Annotated in this window: 13 protein-coding genes and 4 tRNA genes; all 17 read right to left on the reverse strand. The window is 64.6% G+C overall.

Annotated features, from left to right (window positions below; genetic code table 11):
* Window positions 1-68: 68 nt before the first annotated feature.
* Entirely contained in the window at window positions 69-2,399 is a 2,331-nt protein-coding gene (locus GFK26_RS03985; protein WP_153280865.1) for a sensor histidine kinase, read from the reverse strand.
* The gene (locus GFK26_RS03990) at window positions 2,396-3,043 is read right to left on the reverse strand and encodes a DUF4390 domain-containing protein (protein ID WP_416222539.1); all 648 of its coding nucleotides are present in this window, start codon (window positions 3,041-3,043) and stop codon (window positions 2,396-2,398) included. Before GFK26_RS03990 ends, GFK26_RS03985 begins: the two co-directional genes overlap by 4 nt.
* Entirely contained in the window at window positions 3,021-4,409 is a 1,389-nt protein-coding gene (rsmB, locus tag GFK26_RS03995; RefSeq protein WP_153280867.1) for a 16S rRNA (cytosine(967)-C(5))-methyltransferase RsmB, read from the reverse strand. The genes GFK26_RS03990 and rsmB overlap by 23 nt, the downstream gene beginning before the upstream one ends.
* Window positions 4,410-4,503: 94 nt before the next feature.
* Complete coding sequence (locus GFK26_RS04000; RefSeq protein ID WP_153280868.1) at window positions 4,504-5,103, reverse strand: lema family protein; 600 nt, start codon at window positions 5,101-5,103, stop codon at window positions 4,504-4,506.
* A gap of 115 nt (window positions 5,104-5,218) precedes the next feature.
* Complete coding sequence (rpoC, locus tag GFK26_RS04005; RefSeq protein ID WP_153280869.1) at window positions 5,219-9,454, reverse strand: DNA-directed RNA polymerase subunit beta'; 4,236 nt, start codon at window positions 9,452-9,454, stop codon at window positions 5,219-5,221.
* A 21-nt stretch (window positions 9,455-9,475) separates the two neighbouring features.
* On the reverse strand, window positions 9,476-13,600 hold the full coding sequence (gene rpoB, locus GFK26_RS04010) for a DNA-directed RNA polymerase subunit beta (RefSeq protein ID WP_153280870.1): 4,125 nt from the start codon (window positions 13,598-13,600) through the stop codon (window positions 9,476-9,478).
* Window positions 13,601-13,901: 301 nt separating this feature from the next.
* Window positions 13,902-14,273 carry a 50S ribosomal protein L7/L12 gene (gene rplL / locus GFK26_RS04015; RefSeq protein ID WP_153280871.1) on the reverse strand — a complete coding sequence of 124 codons (372 nt, stop codon included), beginning with the start codon at window positions 14,271-14,273 and terminating at the stop codon, window positions 13,902-13,904.
* Between the two features lie 45 nt (window positions 14,274-14,318).
* Window positions 14,319-14,861: a 50S ribosomal protein L10 gene (gene rplJ, locus GFK26_RS04020; RefSeq protein WP_099794853.1), complete on the reverse strand. Its 543-nt coding sequence runs from the start codon at window positions 14,859-14,861 to the stop codon at window positions 14,319-14,321.
* A gap of 246 nt (window positions 14,862-15,107) precedes the next feature.
* The gene (gene rplA, locus GFK26_RS04025; protein WP_101488432.1) at window positions 15,108-15,806 is read right to left on the reverse strand and encodes a 50S ribosomal protein L1; all 699 of its coding nucleotides are present in this window, start codon (window positions 15,804-15,806) and stop codon (window positions 15,108-15,110) included.
* Window positions 15,807-16,238: a 50S ribosomal protein L11 gene (gene rplK / locus GFK26_RS04030; RefSeq protein ID WP_056584627.1), complete on the reverse strand. Its 432-nt coding sequence runs from the start codon at window positions 16,236-16,238 to the stop codon at window positions 15,807-15,809. It lies immediately after the preceding gene.
* 141 nt (window positions 16,239-16,379) lie between these two features.
* Window positions 16,380-16,991 (reverse strand): transcription termination/antitermination protein NusG, encoded by a 612-nt coding sequence (gene nusG, locus GFK26_RS04035; RefSeq protein ID WP_099794852.1) that lies wholly within the window; start codon window positions 16,989-16,991, stop codon window positions 16,380-16,382.
* A complete protein-coding gene (gene secE / locus GFK26_RS04040) occupies window positions 16,991-17,374 on the reverse strand; it encodes a preprotein translocase subunit SecE (RefSeq protein WP_062479313.1) in 384 nt (127 codons plus the stop codon). The genes nusG and secE overlap by 1 nt, the downstream gene beginning before the upstream one ends.
* Window positions 17,375-17,476: 102 nt before the next feature.
* Window positions 17,477-17,552 (reverse strand) — tRNA-Trp (locus GFK26_RS04045).
* A 21-nt stretch (window positions 17,553-17,573) separates the two neighbouring features.
* The gene (gene tuf, locus GFK26_RS04050) at window positions 17,574-18,767 is read right to left on the reverse strand and encodes an elongation factor Tu (protein WP_099793527.1); all 1,194 of its coding nucleotides are present in this window, start codon (window positions 18,765-18,767) and stop codon (window positions 17,574-17,576) included.
* Between the two features lie 73 nt (window positions 18,768-18,840).
* Window positions 18,841-18,915: transfer RNA gene (locus tag GFK26_RS04055), tRNA-Thr, on the reverse strand.
* Window positions 18,916-18,957: 42 nt separating this feature from the next.
* Window positions 18,958-19,031 (reverse strand) — tRNA-Gly (locus GFK26_RS04060).
* Window positions 19,032-19,096: 65 nt separating this feature from the next.
* Window positions 19,097-19,182: transfer RNA gene (locus GFK26_RS04065), tRNA-Tyr, on the reverse strand.
* Window positions 19,183-19,186: the final 4 nt, after the last annotated feature.

The raw sequence follows: 19,186 nt of genomic DNA on the forward strand, positions 1-19,186 counted from the left end.
TTGTTGTATGCGCTGGTGTGTATTGATCCGCTCCCGATCCAGCCCACGGGGGCTGGATTCGCCGGTACTCAGGCGGACGAAGATTTCGAATCTTCGGTGTGAGCGACCGCTGCCCGCGGTTCGCCTGCCAGCGCGAATGATAGCGAGACTTGCGCCCCTGCCACAGCCCCGTCCACGACACGGTTGGAAAGCTCGATGCGCGCGCCGTGTTCGTCGGCGATCTTCTTGACGACAGCCAGGCCCAAACCGGTACCTTTTGTTTTCGTCGTGACGTAGGGCTCGAAGGCGCGCTTGAGAATATTTTCGGCAAAGCCGGGCCCGCTGTCCTGCACCGTGAGACGCACGCGCTGGCCCGAATCGCCCAGCCGGGTGCGGATGACGACCTCGCCCACCCGGCCCGTGCCGCTGGCGGCGGCCTCGGCGGCGTCCTGTGCGTTCTGCAGCAGGTTGTGCACGACCTGTCGGATCTGCTGTTCGTCGCCGCGCACGGGCGGGCAGCGCTCGTCGAGCTCCGATCGCAGCGTGATGGGCAGGTTCTCGGTGTGGTACAGCTGCAGCACGTCGGCCAGCAGCGCATTGAGATCCACCGGCTTGAGGTCAGCCGCAGGCAGTCGCGCGTAGTCGCGGAACTCGTTCACCAGCCGCTTCATCGCATCGACCTGGTCGACGATGGTCTTGACCGACTTCACCAGAATGGCCTGCTCGGGCGGCGCCACCTTGCCCGAGAGCTTCATCTCGAGCCGCTCGGCCGACAGCTGGATCGGCGTGAGCGGGTTCTTGATTTCGTGCGCCAGGCGGCGCGCCACCTCGCCCCAGGCCTGCGCACGCTGGGCCGAGACGATTTCGGAGATGTCGTCGAACACCAGCAGCCGCGCCTCGCCCGGCAGTTCGGCGCCGCGCGCGACGATGTTGATGGCGTCGTCCTGCTGCGGCAGGTCGTTGCCGGTGGCGTGCAGCTCGAAGGCGTGCTGCCAGTGATCGAGCCCGTGCTGCATGCGCTCGACCAGGAACTCGTCGAACTGCTGCTGCACCTTGGCACCGAAGTCGGCCAGCCCCGGCACATCGACCAGCGCCTTGCCTTCGTAGGCGGCAAGCGGCGCGCGCAGCACGCGGGTGGCGCCCGGGTTGGTGGACAGCACGGTGCCCTTGGCGTCGAGGACGATCACGCCCGAGGTCAGGTTGTCGAGGATGGTCTGCAGGTTGCCGCGGGCGGCGTCGAGCTGGTCCATGGTTTTTTCGACCGCACCGCGCGCATCGGCCAGCTGCTGGGTCATGACGGCGAACGAACGCGTGAGGCCGCCCAACTCGTCCTTGCCCTGCAGCACGGCGGTGGGCCGCAGGTCGCCGGCGGCCACCTGGCGCACGCCGTCGGCCAGCACGAGCAGCGGGCGCGCCAGCTGGTTGCCGAAGAGCACGGCCAGCAGCACCGCGCCGAACACGGCGAGGAACAGGCTCAGCGTGAGCGTGCCGATGTACATGCGGCGCAGCCCCTCGCGCGCGAGCGCGCGCTCCTGGTATTCGCGGTTGGCCTCCTGCACGGCCAATGCATTGGCGACCACGGCGGGCGGCAACGGCCGCGTGACCTGCAGGTAACGTGGTGCCGTATCGAAATCGAAACCCGGCCGCTGCACCATGGCGAGCGCGCGCACGCTGGCGGTCGGCGGCGTGGCGCTGGGCAGCGCGGTTTCTTCCAGGCCCTCGATGTGCGCGACAGCGCGGTCGGGGCGCACCTGGCGAAACTGCTGCACGGTCGGCCGCTCGGGGTTCAGTTGGAAACGCGACGCGCCGGCGCTGGCCACCAGCTGGCCCGAGCCGGTCCAGAGGATCACGTCGCTGGCTTCGAGCTGGTCCCGGATGCGCTCCAGGAGCAGCCCCGCGCTCGCATCGGGCACCTGCGCCAGCTGGGCGCTGGCGGTGCGGGTTTTCGCGGCGAGGTCGTCGGAGAGCGAATCGAGCGTGGCGCGGCCCAGGTTCAGGCCGGCATCGAGCGCGCCCTCGACCTTGACGTCGAACCAGCTCTCGATCGAGCGCGCGACGAACTGGTAAGACACCACGTAGACCAGCGCCCCAGGCACCACGCCCACGAGCGCGAAGATGGCGGCGAGCTTGATCAGCAGCCGGCTGCCGAACTTGCCCTGCCGCAGCCGGCGCAGGAGGCGAAACGCGACCCAGCCGATCACCAGCACCAGCAGCACGGCCACCACCACGTTGATGCCGAACAGGCGCACGTAGTAGCGCTCGTACAGCGCGCGGTTGTTGGTGGCCTGCGCGAGCAGGAACATCAGCACCAGGCCGATGGCCGTGACCATCGCGGCGCCGACGCCCACCGCCCAGCGCAGCGCGCGCGAGCGGCGGGCGGCCGGCGTGGCCGCGGCGCCGCTGCGCGGCTTGCTGCTCACCGCTGTTTCTCCAGCGGCAGCCGGGCGGTGCGCTCGGCCGCGATGTTCCATTCGGCCTGCCCGACCATGCCGATCTGGAAGGGGCGCGGCAGCTGCGAAGTGTCGAGCCGGAAGCGGAAGGTGACCTGGTGCAGCGGCTCGTCGCCGATCTCGGCGGCGTCGCCCAGGCGCAACCGGCCGATGCGCTTGATGGCCTCGAGCGCGTCGCCGAGGCTGTCGAAGTTCTGGTTCAGCGAGATGCCGAAGCCGGCGGCGCCGGTGATCGGCACCGGCGACACGTTGAGCCGCCAGCGGCGCGTGAGGGGCTGGTAAGCCAGCCGCATGTGGCGCGCCACCTGGGCGACCTTGCGGTCGGTCCAGTACCAGCGCTCCTGGAAGACCTCGGCCTCGGCCACGAAGTAGATGGCGATGCCCTTGTCGAGCACGTCTTCCACCAGCGTGGGCAGCTCGAACTGCACGGCCGCGCTGAGGTACACGCCGTCGTCGGCCTGTTCCAGGCGCATCTGGGTGATGGTGGCGCCGCCGGCGGCCCGGGCCTGGGCGGTGGCGACGGCGGGGAACAGGGCCATCCACAGGGCCCAGACCAGCAGCAAGCCGGCCCACAGGATCGACCGGCGGCCGTCAGTGCGGCGCGGGTTTTTCAAGCAGGGCGTAGAAGAAGCCGTCGTGGTCACCAGAAGGATTGTCCGGGACGCCACGGGCATTCGCCCCACTTTGAGGCAGCAAGTGTCCCGGGGACGGCAGCAATCGGGCGTCGGTGTTGCGTACAAGAAACGCATCAATTTGTTGCGAGCCTTCTTCGCGGAACACGGAACAGGTGCAGTAAAGCAGCCGGCCGCCGGGCCGCACCAGCGGCCAGAGCGCGGCCAGCAGCGTCGCCTGCTGGGTCGCCAACTGGGCGGTGTCGCTCTCGCGGCGCAGCCAGCGCACGTCGGGATGGCGCCGCACGATGCCCGAGGCGGTGCACGGCGCGTCCAGCAGGATGGCGTCGAACAGCACGCCGTCCCACCAGTCGGCGGGGCGGCCGGCATCGGCCACCACGACCTTGGCCTTCAGGCCGAGGCGGGTGAGCGTCTCGTCGATGCGGCGGCTGCGCACGCCATCGACCTCCAGCGCCGTCACTTCGATGGCGTGGGTGCCGGCCCGTTCAATCAGATGCGCGGTCTTGCCACCGGGGGCGGCGCAGGCATCCAGCACACGCAGCGGCGCGGCGCCGGGCGTGGCCGGCAGCAGGCCGTCGAGCAGCAAGGGCGCGGCGAGTTGCGCGGCGGCGTCCTGTACGGAGCAGGCGCCGTCGGCGAAACCGGGCAATTGCTGCACCGGGCGGGCCCGCGTGAGCTGCAAGCCATCGGCGCCGACGCGCGTGGCGCCGAGGCCCACAGCCTCGAGTTCCAGCAGGTAGGCCGCCGGCGTCGATTGCAGCGCGTTGACGCGCAGGGTCATCGGCGCCTGGGCGTTGTCTGCCGACAGCACACGCTGCCAGTCGCGCGGATGGTCGCGCTTCAAGCGTTCGATCCACCAGCGCGGGTGGTTCCACTGCGCGACCGGTTCGCTGTCGGTGGCCGCCACGAGTTCGTCGCGCTCGCGCAGGAAGCGGCGCAGGCAGGCGTTGATGAAGCTGGCCTGCGCCCGCGTCGCCGGGTTGCGCTTGGCAGCCTCAACAGCCTGGTCGACCAGCGTGAAGGGCTCGTAGGGCGCGTGGTCGCTGTGCCAGGCCAGCGCGAGCGCGGTGCACAGCAAGGCGTCGGGCAACGGCGGCGGCGTGCGCTTGGCCAGGTGGCGGCGCAGCGCCTCGGCGCGACCGAGCCAGCGCAGCACCTGGAAGCCCAGGGCCTGCACGCCGGGGCGCAGCGCGGGCTCGACGGCCTCGAACGCGACGGTGCCCGAGGTGCCGGCGCGAATCGACGCCAGCGCCCCTGCGGTCAGTTGCAGTTGGCGCCAGAGCGGCGGTTGTTGCGGCGCCGAGGAGGCGCTGCCCGAAGAGGGGTCGGAGGAAAGATCTGCTGACAAGTTGGAGCCGATGGTAACGGGCGAGAAAGACAGCACGCCGCGCGGTGGAAATGGAAACGAAGGCGTTACCCGCCTGTCGTCGGATCGGGTCAGGTCAAAGCAGCGGGGCCGCGGGCCGCAGTCGCACGATCCAGGCCACCAGCAGCGCCGGGAACTGGGCAATGCCTGCGTTGTACTGCGCCACGGCCTGGTTGAACTGGCCCCGCGCAATTTCCGCTGCCGCCGACGGCTCGGGCCAGGCGATGGGCGCGGCCGGATCGGACGCGCCCCTCATGCCAGGCATCAGCGGCGCCGGCCGCGACAGCGTGCCGTCCGCGTCGAACACGGTGACCGCGCCCGGGTACTGGCGCCGCCACGCGGCAATGAGCACCTGCAGCGCGGTGGCCAGCGCCGCCATGCTGCCCGGGTCGAGCGGGCGCACGCGCGTCGCGCCGAGCAGGGTCGCGAGCTGCGTGGTGGCCGCCTGCAATGGCGCCACGGTGGGCGCGCCTTCGGGCGGCGTCTCGGGCCGCGGTGCGGCGGTGATGCTGGCCTGGACGAAATCGAGCTGCTTGCGCAGTGCCACGTCGAGCACGGCATAGGCCTGGAGCACGGCAGCGCGCAAACGCACGAGCCGGTTGTACGCACCCACGAACCAGAACAGCAGCAGCGCGACAACGAGCCAGCCGGCCAGCGAATCGGGCAGGACGCTCATCGGAAACAGAACCTCTTGGTCATCGGTCAAAACCCAGGAAACACAAAGAAAAACGCCCCCCGACCGGTTCGGTCGGGGGGCGTGGGCTACCGGTCATGCCGGTGATGCTAACCAATTACTCGGTCGCGGCGCCTTCGTTGGCGTCCACCGTGCTGGTCGTCGCATCGCTGTCGCTGGAGCCGGCCAGATCGGCGGCTTCCGACTCGGCGATGGCGCGGCGCTCGGCCTCGTCCATGGCGTCCTTGACCTTGCGGGCCTGGTGGTACGCCATGCCGGTGCCTGCGGGAATCAGGCGACCGACGATGACGTTTTCCTTCAGACCGCGCAGCTCGTCGCGCTTGCCCATGATCGCGGCTTCGGTCAGCACGCGCGTCGTTTCCTGGAACGAAGCCGCCGAGATGAACGAGTCGGTCGACAGCGACGCCTTCGTGATACCCAGCAGCAGGTTGGTGAACGTCGCGGGGATCTTGCCGTCGGCGCGCAGGGCGTCGTTGGTGTTGAGCATTTCGCTGCGTTCGACCTGTTCGCCGGAGATGTAGCTCGTGTCGCCGATGTTGTCGACCACGACGCGACGCAGCATCTGGCGAACGATCACCTCGATGTGCTTGTCGTTGATCTTCACACCCTGCAAACGGTACACGTCCTGCACTTCGTCCACGATGTAGCGCGCGAGTTCTTCCGAACCCAGCAGGCGCAGGATGTCCTGCGGGTCCGCCGGGCCGTCGACCACGCTTTCGCCCTTGTTCACCACTTGGCCTTCGTGCACCAGGATGTTCTTTTCCTTCGGCACGAGGTCTTCGTAGACGCCGCCTTCGGGATCGGTGATCTGCAGGCGAATCTTGCCCTTCGTTTCCTTGCCGAACGACACGGTACCGGTCATTTCGGCCAGCATGCCCTTGTCCTTCGGCGAACGGGCTTCGAACAGCTCGGCCACGCGCGGCAGACCGCCGGTGATGTCTCGGGTCTTCTGACCTTCGACCGGGATGCGTGCCAGCACTTCGCCGGGGCCCACGTCCTGGCCGTCGCGGATCTGCACCAGCGAGCCGATCGGGAAGCCGATCGTCACCGAGTGGTCGGTGCCGGGGATCTTCACCTCGAGGCCTTGGGCGTCGATCAGCTTGACCTGCGGACGCACGACCTTGGCAGCGCCGCGGCGCTTCGGGTCGATCACGACCAGTGTCGACAGACCGGTCACTTCGTCCACCTGCTTGGCGACCGTCAGGCCTTCCTCGACGTTCTCGAACTGCGCCTTGCCGGCGAACTCGGTAATGATCGGGCGGGTCAGCGGGTCCCAGTTGGCGAGCACGTGGCCGGCCTTGATCTGCTGGTCGGCCTTGACGGCCAGGATCGCGCCGTACGGCACCTTGTGACGCTCGCGCTCACGGCCGTGCTCGTCATGGATGACGATCTCGCCCGAACGCGAAATCACGACCAGCTCGCTCTTGCTGTTGGTCACGTAGCGCATCGTGGCGTTGAAGCCGATCGAGCCGTTCGACTTGGCTTCCACGCTCGAAGCGATGGCAGCGCGCGACGCGGCACCGCCGATGTGGAAGGTACGCATCGTCAGCTGCGTGCCGGGCTCACCGATGGACTGGGCAGCGATCACACCGACGGCTTCGCCGATGTTGATCAGGCCGCCGCGGCCCAGGTCGCGGCCGTAGCAGGTCGCGCAGATGCCGAAACGCGTTTCGCAGGTCAGCGCGGTGCGGACCTTGACTTCGTCGACGCCCTGGGCTTCCAGTGCTTCGATGTTGTCTTCGTCGAACATCTCGCCGGCCTTCAGCAGCACCGAACGGTTTTCCGGGTGCAGCACGTCGTCCGCAGCCGAGCGGCCGAGGATTCGGTCGCGCAGCGACTCGATCACTTCACCGCCTTCGACGATGGCGCGCATCAGGTAGCCGCCGTGCGTGCCGCAGTCCTGCTCGGTCACGACCAGGTCTTGCGTCACGTCGACCAGACGACGGGTCAGGTAACCCGAGTTCGCCGTCTTCAGCGCCGTGTCGGCCAGACCCTTACGGGCACCGTGGGTGGAGATGAAGTACTCCAGCACGTTCAGGCCTTCGCGGAAGTTCGCGGTAATGGGCGTCTCGATGATCGAGCCGTCCGGCTTGGCCATCAGGCCCCGCATACCGGCCACCTGGCGAATCTGCGCTGCGGAACCGCGGGCGCCGGAGTCGGCCATCATGTAGATGGAGTTGAACGACTCCTGCTCGACTTCCTTGCCGTGGCGGTCGATGACGCGCTGCTTGGACAGCTTGGCCATCATGACCTTCGACACTTCGTCGCCGGCCTTGCCCCAGATGTCCACCACCTTGTTGTAGCGCTCGCCGGAGGTCACGAGACCGGAGACGTACTGCTGTTCGATCTCCTTCACTTCCTTGGCCGAGCGCTCGATGATGCCGTGCTTTTCAGCGGGCACCAGCATGTCGTCGATCGCGATCGAGATGCCGGCCTTGGTCGCCAGACGGAAGCCGTTTTGCAGCAGCTTGTCGGCGAACACGACGGTCTCTTTCAGGCCGCACTTGCGGAACGAGACGTTGATGAGCTTGGAGATTTCCTTCTTCTTCAGCGCCTTGTTGATGTTCGAGAACGGCAGGCCCTTCGGCAGGATCTCGGACAGCAGGGCACGGCCCACGGTGGTGTCCACGAGCGAGGTCGACGGCGTGAAGACGCCGGTGTCCTTGTCCTTGGTGTACTCCGTGATACGCACTGCCACCTTGGCGGTGAGTTCGACTTCGTTGGCGTCCAGCGCGCGCTGCACTTCACCGATGTCGGAGAAGATCAGGCCCTCGCCCTTGCCGTTGATGCGGTCGCGGGTCGTGTAGTACAGACCCAGCACCACGTCCTGCGAAGGAACGATCGACGGTTCGCCCGACGCCGGGAACAGCACGTTGTTGGAGGCCAGCATCAGCGTGCGGGCTTCCATCTGTGCTTCCACCGACAGCGGCACGTGAACGGCCATCTGGTCGCCGTCGAAGTCGGCGTTGAAGGCCGCGCAAACGAGCGGGTGCAGCTGGATGGCCTTGCCTTCGATCAGGATCGGCTCGAACGCCTGGATGCCCAAACGGTGCAGCGTAGGCGCACGGTTCAGCATGACCGGGTGTTCCTTGATCACTTCTTCCAGGATGTCCCAGACCACCGGCGTGCCCGATTCGACTTCCTTCTTGGCAGCCTTGATCGTCGTCGCGATGCCCATGGCTTCGAGGCGCGAGAAGATGAAGGGCTTGAACAGTTCGAGCGCCATCAGCTTGGGCAGGCCGCACTGGTGCAGCTTGAGCGTCGGGCCCACCACGATGACCGAACGGCCCGAGTAGTCCACGCGCTTGCCCAGCAAGTTCTGGCGGAAACGACCGCTCTTGCCCTTGATCATGTCGGCCAGCGACTTCAGTGCGCGCTTGTTGGCGCCCGTCATGGCCTTGCCGCGACGGCCGTTGTCCAGCAGCGAGTCGACCGCCTCTTGCAGCATCCGCTTTTCATTGCGAGCAATGATTTCCGGAGCCTTCAGCTCCAGCAGGCGGCGCAGACGCGAGTTGCGGTTGATGACGCGGCGGTACAGGTCGTTCAGGTCGGAGGTCGCAAAGCGGCCGCCGTCCAGCGGCACCAGCGGACGCAGGTCCGGCGGCAGCACGGGCAGCACTTCGAGCACCATCCAGTTGGGCTTGATGCCCGACTTGCGGAAGGCCTCAAGCACCTTCAGGCGCTTGGAGTTCTTCTTGACCTTGACTTCGGAGCCGGTCAGGTCGCCGCGCAGGCGTTCGATCTCGCTGTCGAGTTCGATGCCTTCGAGCAGGTCCTTGATGCCTTCGGCGCCCATCTTGGCGATGAACTCGTCACCGTATTCCTTGCGCTTGGCGTCGTAGTCGTCCTCGGACATGATGCCGAACTTCTTCAGCGGGGTCATGCCGGGGTCGGTGATCACGTACGCTTCGAAGTACAGCACGCGTTCGATGTCGCGCAGCGTCATGTCGAGCACGAGGCCCAGACGCGACGGCAGCGACTTCAGGAACCAGATGTGGGCGCAGGGCGCGGCCAGGTCGATGTGACCCATGCGCTCGCGACGCACCTTGGTCTGCGTGACTTCAACGCCGCACTTCTCGCAGATCACGCCGCGGTGCTTCAGGCGCTTGTACTTGCCGCACAGGCACTCGTAGTCCTTGATGGGGCCGAAGATCTTGGCGCAGAACAGACCGTCGCGCTCGGGCTTGAACGTGCGGTAGTTGATCGTCTCAGGCTTCTTCACCTCGCCGAAAGACCACGAACGGATCTTCTCGGGCGAAGCCATGCCGATCTTGATGGCATCGAAATGCTCATCGGGCGTGAATTGCTTGAACAGGTCGAGTAGCGATTTCATAAGACTCTTTCCCTTTTCAACTTAGGAACGCTCGAGCTCGATGTCGAGACCCAGCGAACGAATTTCCTTGACCAGCACGTTGAACGATTCCGGCATGCCGGCTTCGATCGAGTGCTCGCCCTTGACGATGCTTTCGTACACCTTGGTACGGCCTTGCACGTCGTCGGACTTCACGGTCAGCATTTCCTGCAGGACGTAGGCGGCGCCGTAAGCTTCCAGCGCCCACACTTCCATTTCACCGAAACGCTGGCCGCCGAACTGCGCCTTGCCGCCCAGCGGTTGCTGCGTGACGAGCGAGTACGGGCCGGTCGAACGCGCGTGCATCTTGTCGTCCACCAGGTGGTGCAGCTTCAAGAAGTGCATGTAGCCGACGGTGACGGGACGCTCGAACTGGTCGCCGGTGCGGCCGTCGTACAGGTACGCCTGCGTGCGCGTATCCGTCAGGCCCTTGAGCTTGGCGATGTCGTCCGGGTAGGCGAGCTTCAGCATGCCGCGGATTTCTTCTTCCGAGGCGCCGTCGAACACCGGCGTCGCGAAGGTCGCGCCGCTTTGCAGGTTGGCCGCCATATCGAGCAGCTCGGTGTCGCTCAGCTGGCCGAGCTCTTCCTTGCGGCCCGAGCCGTTGTACAGCTGCTCCAGGAACTTGCGCAGCTCGGCCACCTTGGCCTCTTGCTGCAGCATGTCACCGATGCGCTGGCCGATGCCCTTGCCGGCCCAGCCCAAGTGCACTTCAAGCACCTGGCCCACGTTCATCCGCGAAGGCACGCCCAGCGGGTTCAGGCAGATGTCGCACGGCGTGCCGTCGGCCATGTGGGGCATGTCTTCGACCGGAACGATCTTGGACACCACACCCTTGTTGCCGTGGCGGCCGGCCATCTTGTCGCCGGGTTGCAGGCGGCGCTTGACGGCCAGGTAGACCTTGACCATCTTGAGCACGCCCGCGGGCAGCTCGTCGCCCTGCGTGAGCTTCTTGCGCTTTTCTTCGAACGCGAGGTCGAAGCTGTGGCGCGTCTGCTCGAGCGAGTTCTTGATCGACTCGAGCTGCGAAGCCACTTCGTCTTCCGCCGGGCGGATGTCGAACCAGTGGAACTTCTCGACCGACGAAAGGTAGGCCTTGTCGAGCTTGGTGCCCTTGGCCAGCTTGTTCGGGCCGCCGTTGGCGACCTTGCCGGTCAGCAGCTTCTCGATACGGTCGAACGCGTCGGCTTCGACGATGCGCAGCTGGTCGTTCAGGTCGAGGCGGAAGCGCTTCAGCTCATCGTCGATGATCTGCTGGGCGCGCTTGTCGCGCTGGATGCCTTCGCGGGTGAACACCTGCACGTCGATCACGGTGCCTTGCGAGCCCTGGTCCACACGCAGCGAGGTGTCCTTCACGTCGGAAGCCTTCTCGCCGAAGATGGCGCGAAGCAGCTTCTCTTCAGGCGTCAGCGTGGTCTCGCCCTTCGGCGTGACCTTGCCCACCAGCGTGTCGCCCGGCTGCACTTCGGCGCCGACATAAATGATGCCGGATTCGTCGAGGCGGTTGAGCTGCTGCTCGGCCAGGTTCGGGATGTCGCGCGTGATTTCTTCGGCGCCCAGCTTCGTGTCGCGAGCCATCACCACCAGTTCCTCGATGTGGATCGAGGTGTAGCGGTCTTCGGCAACGACGCGTTCGGAGATCAGGATCGAGTCTTCGAAGTTGTAGCCGTTCCAGGGCATGAACGCGATCAGCATGTTCTGGCCGAGGGCCAGTTCGCCGAGGTCGGTCGATGCGCCGTCGGCCACCACGTCGCCCTTGGCGATCTTGTCGCCGCGCTTGACGATGGGACGCTGGTGGATGTTGGTGTTCTGGTTCGAACGCTGATACTTGATCAGGTTGTAGATGTCCACACCGACTTCACCGGCAGCCGCTTCGGCGTCGTTCACGCGCACCACGACACGGGTCGCATCGACGTAGTCGACGATACCGCCGCGGGTGGCCGTGACCACGGTGCCCGAGTCGACCGCGGAAACGCGCTCGATACCGGTACCGACCATCGGCTTTTCGGGACGCAGCACAGGCACGGCCTGACGCTGCATGTTGGCGCCCATCAGCGCGCGGTTCGCATCGTCGTGCTCCAGGAACGGCACGAGCGAGGCAGCCACCGACACGATCTGCGCGGGCGACACGTCCATGTACTGGATGCGCTCGGCACCCACCAGGATCGATTCGCCGGCTTCACGCGCCGAGACCAGATCGCCGGTCAGCTTGCCGTCCTTGTCCAGGACCGCGTTGGCCTGGGCGATGACGTACTTGCCTTCTTCGATGGCCGAGAGGTAGTCGATGTCCATCGTGACCTTGCTGTCGACCACGCGGCGGTACGGCGTCTCGATGAAACCGTATTCGTTCAGGCGGGCGTACAGAGCCAGCGAGTTGATCAGACCGATGTTCGGGCCTTCAGGCGTTTCGATCGGGCACACGCGGCCGTAGTGGGTCACGTGCACGTCGCGCACTTCGAAGCCTGCACGTTCGCGCGTCAGACCACCCGGGCCAAGGGCCGACACGCGGCGCTTGTGAGTGATTTCGGACAGCGGGTTCGTCTGGTCCATGAACTGCGACAGCTGCGACGCACCGAAGAATTCCTTCAGCGCGGCCGAGATCGGCTTGCTGTTGATCAGGTCGTGCGGCATCAGTGGCTCTTGCTCGGCCTGACCCAGACGTTCCTTCACGGCCTTCTCGATACGTGCCAGGCCGGTGCGGTACTGGTTTTCGGCCAGTTCGCCGACGCAACGCACGCGGCGGTTGCCCAGGTGGTCGATGTCGTCGACTTCGCCGTTTCCGTTGCGCAGGTCCACGAGGATCTTGACCACGGCCAGGATGTCTTCGTTGGTCAGCACCATCGGGCCGGTGGATTCGTCGCGGCCGACCTTGGCGTTGAACTTCATGCGGCCCACGCGCGACAGGTCGTACGTGTCCGGGTTGTAGAACAGGCGCTGGAACAGGGCCTGCACGGCGTCTTCCGTCGGCGGCTCGCCGGGGCGCATCATGCGGTAGATGGCCACGCGCGCGGCGAACTCGTCGACGGTTTCGTCGATGCGCAGCGTTTGCGAGATGTACGCGCCCTGGTCCAGTTCGTTCGTGTAGATGACCTGGATGTCCTGCACGCCCGAGGTGCGCAGCTTCTTCAGCAGTGCTTCGGTCAGTTCATCGTTGGCCTTGGCCAGAATTTCACCGGAGTCGGCGTCGACGATGTTGCGGGCGATCACGCGGCCGATCAGGAAGTCTTCCGGCACGCTGATGTGCGTGGTGCCGCCCTGCTCGAGCTCACGCGTGTGGCGCGCGGTGACGCGCTTGTCCTTGGCGACCACGACCTTGCCCGACTTGTCGGTGATGTCGAAGCGCGCGACTTCGCCGCGCAGGCGCTCGGAGACGAACTCCATCTGCGCGCCGCTGTCCATCAGGCGGAAGTTGTCGTTCACGAAGAAGTTCGCGAGGATCGATTCCGGGTTCAGGCCGATGGCCTTCAGCAGGATCGTGACCGGCATCTTGCGGCGACGGTCCACGCGGAAGTACAGCATGTCCTTCGGGTCGAATTCGAAGTCGAGCCACGAACCGCGGTAAGGAATCACGCGGGCCGAGAACAGCAGCTTGCCCGAGCTGTGCGTCTTGCCCTTGTCGTGTTCGAAGAACACGCCGGGCGAACGGTGCAGCTGCGAGACGATCACGCGCTCGGTGCCGTTGATGATGAACGAACCCTTGTCGGTCATGAGCGGCACTTCGCCCATGTAGACCTCTTGTTCCTTCACTTCCTTGACCACCTTCGACTGCGACGTCGACGACTCGCGGTCATAGATGATGAGCTGCACCTTGGCGCGCACGGCCGAGGCGAAGGTCAGACCACGGGTCTGGCACTCACGCACATCGAACGCCGGCTTCGCCAGGTTGTACTCGAGGAACTTCATCTCGACGAAACCGTTGTGCGAGACGATCGGGAAGGCGGCGTCGAATGCGGCCTGCAGGCCTTCGACGGTGCGTTGTTTGGGGGCGATGCCGGCTTGCAGGAACGCGGTGTACGCGTCTTTCTGCATCTGCAGCAGGTAAGGGATTTCGACGACGCTGTCGCGGTTACCGAAACTTTTTCGGATGCGCTTGCGTTCGGTGTAACTGTACGCGGACGATTGGGCCATGAGAGCTCCGGTGCTTGAGATCTTCAGCGACTTGTCAGCGATGCCGGACGAACGGCATCACTGCTTGGCGGCTGGCCACTACCAGCCGTTGGCGGACGGCGATGCATTGCACATCGCCCGAACCAAGGGGTCTTCTGCAGTCGGGTTCAGAAGACACTCAAAAATCGTCTTGGCTTTTGCTTTTCCGTCGACCTTTCGGTCTTCGGGAAAGCCGGAACCAAGCCGCCTTTTGGGTGCGCTCTGAAAGCGGCAAAGGCTGGAGGGCCTTTTCAGGCACCTCCAGCCCTCTAGGGGGTCTGAATTACTTCAGTTCCACCTTGGCGCCGGCATCTTCCAGCTTCTTCTTGGCGGCTTCAGCGTCAGCCTTCGACAGGCCTTCCTTGACAGCCTTGGGAGCGGCTTCCACCAGGTCCTTGGCTTCCTTGAGGCCCAGGCCGGTGATTTCGCGCACGGCCTTGATCGCCGACACCTTGTTCGCGCCAGCATCCATCAGCATGACGTTGAATTCGGTTTGTTCTTCAGCGACTGCAGCGGCAGGGCCGGCAGCTGCGGGGCCTGCCATGGCGGCAGCGCTCACGCCAAACTTCTCTTCGATGGCTTTCACCAGGTCGTTGAGTTCCAGGACCGTCATGCCGTCAAGCGCGGTCAGAAATGCGTCTTTATCGAATGCCATTTTTGTTTCCTAACAATTGGGTTGAATATTTCGAACGCGGGCCGCTTACGCGGGCTGCGCTTCGGCTTCCGCCGGTGCATCGGTTGCGGGTGCTGCTTCGCCTTCGCCACGCTTCGCGGCCAGCGCCGCGAGAACGCGTGCCGTACGGGAAATCGGGGATTGCATCAAGCCCAGCAACTGCGCCAACAGCACTTCCTTCGAAGGGATGCTTGCGAGCTGCTTCACGCCGTTCACGTCCAGGGCCTTGCCGCCAAACGCACCACCGCGAATCACCAACTTGTCGTTGGTCTTCGCGAAGTCGGCCACCACCTTGGCGGCGGCCACTGCGTCTTCGGAAAAGCCGTAGATCAGCGGACCGGTCATCTGGTCGCCAATGACTTCAAATGCGCTACCAGCCACAGCACGGCGTGCCAGGGTGTTCTTCAGAACACTCAGGGTCACACCCTTGCTGCGAGCTTCGGCACGCAGTTTGGTCATGTCGGCAACCGAAATACCACGGTATTCCGCCATCACGAGCGTTTGAGCTTTTGCGGCGAGGCTGGTCACATCACTGATGACCGCTTCTTTCTCACTGCGATTCAGACTCAAGGTCTACTCCTTTTAATGCGACCTTCGGCCGGGGCCTCGGATCGCGCTTCATGCAGCGACCAACTGTTTCGGAACAAAATCAAATTCCTTGCAGTGGGGTCGCCATCTGCGCTGGATACCGGAAGGATCGATCCGGCCATTAAGTGCAGCGCCCTGCACACCAGCGGTCTTGGATGGCTCGCGGCAACCGAAGCTGCCGCGACCCACCACATTCGCCCTGCTCCTTTCGGAGCCGGGCCAATCTCTTCAGCTCGCCGAGATGGTTTGCGTGTCCACGCGGACACCCAGACCCATGGTCGACGACACAGCCACCTTGCGCAGGTACACACCCTTGCTGGTCGCGGGCTTGGCCTTGACCAGAGCGTCGATCAGCGCAGCGAGGTTGCCTTGCAGCTTGTCGTTGTCGAACGAGCGACGGCCGATCGTGCCGTGGATGATGCCGGCCTTGTCGACGCGGAACTGGACCTGGCCAGCCTTGGCGTTCTTGACAGCGGTTGCGACGTCAGGCGTCACGGTGCCAACCTTGGGGTTGGGCATCAGGCCACGCGGGCCGAGGATCTGACCGAGCGTACCGACGACGCGCATGGCGTCAGGGGCAGCGATCACGACGTCGAAAGGCATGTCGCCAGCCTTGACCATCGCAGCCAGGTCGTCCATGCCGACGATGTCGGCGCCGGCGGCCTTGGCTTCTTCAGCCTTGGCGCCTTGGGCGAACACAGCCACGCGCTTGGTCTTGCCGGTGCCGTTCGGCAGCACGACAGCGCCGCGAACCACTTGGTCCGACTTCTTCGCGTCGATGCCGAGCTGCACAGCCACGTCGATCGATTCGTCGAACTTGGCGGTGGCGGCATCCTTGACGATGACGATGGCGTCAGCCAAGGCGTACAGCTTGTTGCTGTCGACCTTGCCTTCGAGCGACTTTTGCTTCTTGGTGATCTTGGACATTTACACGCCCTCCACATTCACGCCCATCGAGCGGGCCGAGCCGGCGATGGTGCGAACTGCTGCGTCGAGGTCGGCGGCAGTCAGGTCCTTCATCTTGGCCTTGGCAATTTCTTCGAGCTGAGCGCGCGTGATCTTGCCGACCTTGTCGGTGTGCGGACGGGCCGAGCCCTTGTCCAGCTTGATGGCCTTCTTGATCAAGGTGATCGCCGGGGGCGTCTTGATGATGAAGGTGAAGCTCTTGTCAGCGAACGCGGTGATGACCACCGGCAGCGGCAGACCCGGCTCGACGCCTTGGGTTTGCGCGTTGAACGCCTTGCAGAACTCCATGATGTTCAAACCACGCTGGCCCAGTGCGGGACCGATGGGTGGTGACGGGTTGGCCTTACCAGCTGGCACTTGCAGCTTGATGAAGCCGACGATTTTTTTCGCCATGCTTTGCTCCTTGCGGGTGATATCGCCTGGGCTTTCGCCGCGGCTCCCCGGGGTTAAACGACTCTTCGATCAAGGCCGCGCGCCGAGTCGGACAACGCGCAGCCGGAAACTGGCAGGCCCACCCGAAGGCAGGCCAGGGGATCAGGTCTTCTCGACCTGACCGAATTCGAGCTCCACAGGGGTGGCGCGGCCAAAAATCATGACCGACACGCTGACCTTGCTCTTCTCGTAGTTGACGTCTTCCACCGTGCCATTGAAGTCGGTGAACGGGCCTTCCTTGACGCGCACGAACTCACCCACCGTGAACTCGACCTTGTGGCGCGGCTTCTCGGTGCCCTGCTGCATCTGGTTGACGATGTCCTCGACTTCCTTCTGCGAGATCGGGGCCGGACGGTTCTTGGCGCCGCCCACGAAACCCGTCACCTTGTTGGTGTGCTTCACCAGGTGCCAGCTCTCGTCGTCCATGATCATTTCGACCAGCACGTAGCCCGGGAAGAAACGGCGCTCGGTGGTGCGCTTCTGGCCGTTCTTGATCTCGACCACTTCTTCGGTCGGAACGAGGATGCGGCCGAACTTGTCTTGCATGCCGGCGCGGGTGATGCGCTCGGTGATGTTGCGCTCGACAGCCTTCTCCATGCCCGAATAGGCATGCACCACGTACCAACGCAGATCAGGGTTGGCAGCAGGCATCAGAAGGGGGTTTTTCTCCTCTTCCGGCGTGCTCGGCGTGGTTTCAACTGCGTCGTCGGTCATTATTTTCTCCAGCCCAGAATGAGGTCAAAGAACACCCATTCGAGCGTCTTGTCGGTGAGCCAGAGGAAGACGGACATGATCGCCACGAAGGCGAACACATAGGCCGTCATCTGCATCGATTCCTTGCGGGTCGGCCAGACAACCTTCTTGACCTCGCGCCACGAGTCACGACCGAAAGCCCACAGCTGACGGCCATTCTCGGAGCTGCCGAAGGCGCCCACGGCCGCGGCCAAGCCGACCAGCAGAGCAGCCCATTGCACCAGCGAGCCTTGGCGCGACAGCAGGTAGAACGCCACGATGGCGCCCACTGCCAGCACCACCGCCGCAGCCAGCTTGGCTTTGTCGGCGCCCGTGCTCACGGTTTCGATTTGAGAAGTGGCCATGTTCGGCTGGTTTCCTGTGGCCTTTCGGCCTTCAATTCAATGCATCCCTTGAGACGCCGAAGCCCATCGGATCGCGATGGGCTTGTCGGGGCGCCACCTAGGTGGCAGGGGCAGTAGGAATCGAACCTACAACCTTCGGTTTTGGAGACCGACGCTCTGCCAATTGAGCTATACCCCTCCGGTACTCTTTACGCTTGGCTTAGATGTCGAGGATCTTGGCCACGACGCCCGAACCCACGGTACGGCCGCCTTCACGGATGGCGAAGCGCAGGCCTTCTTCCATCGCGATCGGGTTGATCAGCTTGACGGTGATGCTGACGTTGTCGCCGGGCATGACCATTTCCTTGTCCGCGGGCAGCTCGATCGCGCCGGTCACGTCCGTCGTGCGGAAGTAGAACTGCGGACGGTAGTTGTTGAAGAACGGCGTGTGACGGCCGCCTTCGTCCTTGGACAGGACATACACCTCGGCGGTGAAATGCACGTGCGGCTTGATCGAGCCGGGCTTGCACAGCACTTGGCCGCGCTCGACTTCTTCGCGCTTCGTGCCGCGCAGCAGCACGCCGACGTTGTCGCCAGCCTGACCTTGGTCCAGCAGCTTGCGGAACATTTCCACGCCGGTGCAGGTGGTCTTGACGGTCGGGCGGATGCCGACGATTTCGATTTCTTCGCCGACCTTGATCACGCCGCGCTCGACAGCGCCGGTCACCACGGTGCCGCGACCCGAGATCGAGAACACGTCTTCGACGGGCATCAGGAACGTGCCGTCCACAGCGCGCTCAGGCGTGGGGATGTACGTGTCCAGCGCTTCGGCCAGCTTCAGGATGGCTTCTTCGCCCAGCTTGCCCTTGTCGCCTTCGAGGGCGAGCTTGGCCGAGCCGTGGATGATGGGGGTGTCGTCGCCAGGGAACTCGTACTTGTCGAGCAGCTCGCGCACTTCCATTTCGACCAGCTCGAGCAGCTCGGCGTCGTCGACCATGTCGCACTTGTTCAGGAAAACGATGATGTAGCCCACGCCCACCTGGCGAGCCAGCAGGATGTGTTCACGGGTCTGGGGCATCGGGCCGTCAGCGGCCGAGCACACCAGGATGGCGCCGTCCATCTGAGCGGCGCCCGTGATCATGTTCTTCACGTAGTCGGCGTGGCCGGGGCAGTCGACGTGTGCGTAGTGGCGGTTGGCCGTTTCGTACTCGACGTGCGCGGTGTTGATCGTGATGCCGCGGGCCTTTTCTTCGGGCGCTGCGTCGATCTGGTCGTAAGCCTTGGCTTCGCCGCCGAACTTGGACGACAGAACGGTTGCGATCGCAGCCGTCAGCGTGGTCTTGCCGTGGTCAACGTGACCGATCGTGCCCACGTTCACGTGCGGCTTGGTGCGGGTGAATTTACCTTTTGCCATTTTTCGACTCCGAAAAAAACGATTTCAACGCATGCAGATGGGTCGCAAGCCTGTCGTTGCAACCCCAGAAAACTGGTGCCCTTTGCGGGAATCGGACCCGCGACCTCTCCCTTACCAAGGGAGTGCTCTACCACTGAGCCAAAAGGGCTTTTGTTCTAACCAAATCGCTTCCGGCGCCGAACCGGGTCTCTGGAGCGGGAGACGGGAATCGAACCCGCGTCATCAGCTTGGAAGGCTGGGGTTCTACCATTGAACTACTCCCGCATCGGGGGCACTTCAAGGCACCCAAAGCGCTAGATCCAATCGCTCTTAGAAACCAAATTCATCGCTGGTGGAGAGGGCTGGATTCGAACCAGCGTACTCGTAAGAGGGCAGATTTACAGTCTGCTGCCATTAACCACTCGGCCACCTCTCCGGCG

Source organism: Variovorax paradoxus (assembly GCF_009498455.1).
Lineage (GTDB): Bacteria > Pseudomonadota > Gammaproteobacteria > Burkholderiales > Burkholderiaceae_C > Variovorax > Variovorax paradoxus_H.

Excerpts from the sequence above, each read along its gene's own strand:
- secE (WP_062479313.1), bottom strand. The coding sequence starts at position 17,374 with ATGGCCACTTCTCAAATCGAAACCGTGAGCACGGGCGCCGACAAAGCC.
- rplA (WP_101488432.1), bottom strand. The coding sequence starts at position 15,806 with ATGTCCAAGATCACCAAGAAGCAAAAGTCGCTCGAAGGCAAGGTCGAC.
- rpoB (WP_153280870.1), bottom strand. The coding sequence starts at position 13,600 with ATGGCCCAATCGTCCGCGTACAGTTACACCGAACGCAAGCGCATCCGA.
- tuf (WP_099793527.1), bottom strand. The coding sequence starts at position 18,767 with ATGGCAAAAGGTAAATTCACCCGCACCAAGCCGCACGTGAACGTGGGC.
- nusG (WP_099794852.1), bottom strand. The coding sequence starts at position 16,991 with ATGACCGACGACGCAGTTGAAACCACGCCGAGCACGCCGGAAGAGGAG.
- GFK26_RS04000 (WP_153280868.1), bottom strand. The coding sequence starts at position 5,103 with ATGAGCGTCCTGCCCGATTCGCTGGCCGGCTGGCTCGTTGTCGCGCTG.
- rpoC (WP_153280869.1), bottom strand. The coding sequence starts at position 9,454 with ATGAAATCGCTACTCGACCTGTTCAAGCAATTCACGCCCGATGAGCAT.
- rplL (WP_153280871.1), bottom strand. The coding sequence starts at position 14,273 with ATGGCATTCGATAAAGACGCATTTCTGACCGCGCTTGACGGCATGACG.
- rplK (WP_056584627.1), bottom strand. The coding sequence starts at position 16,238 with ATGGCGAAAAAAATCGTCGGCTTCATCAAGCTGCAAGTGCCAGCTGGT.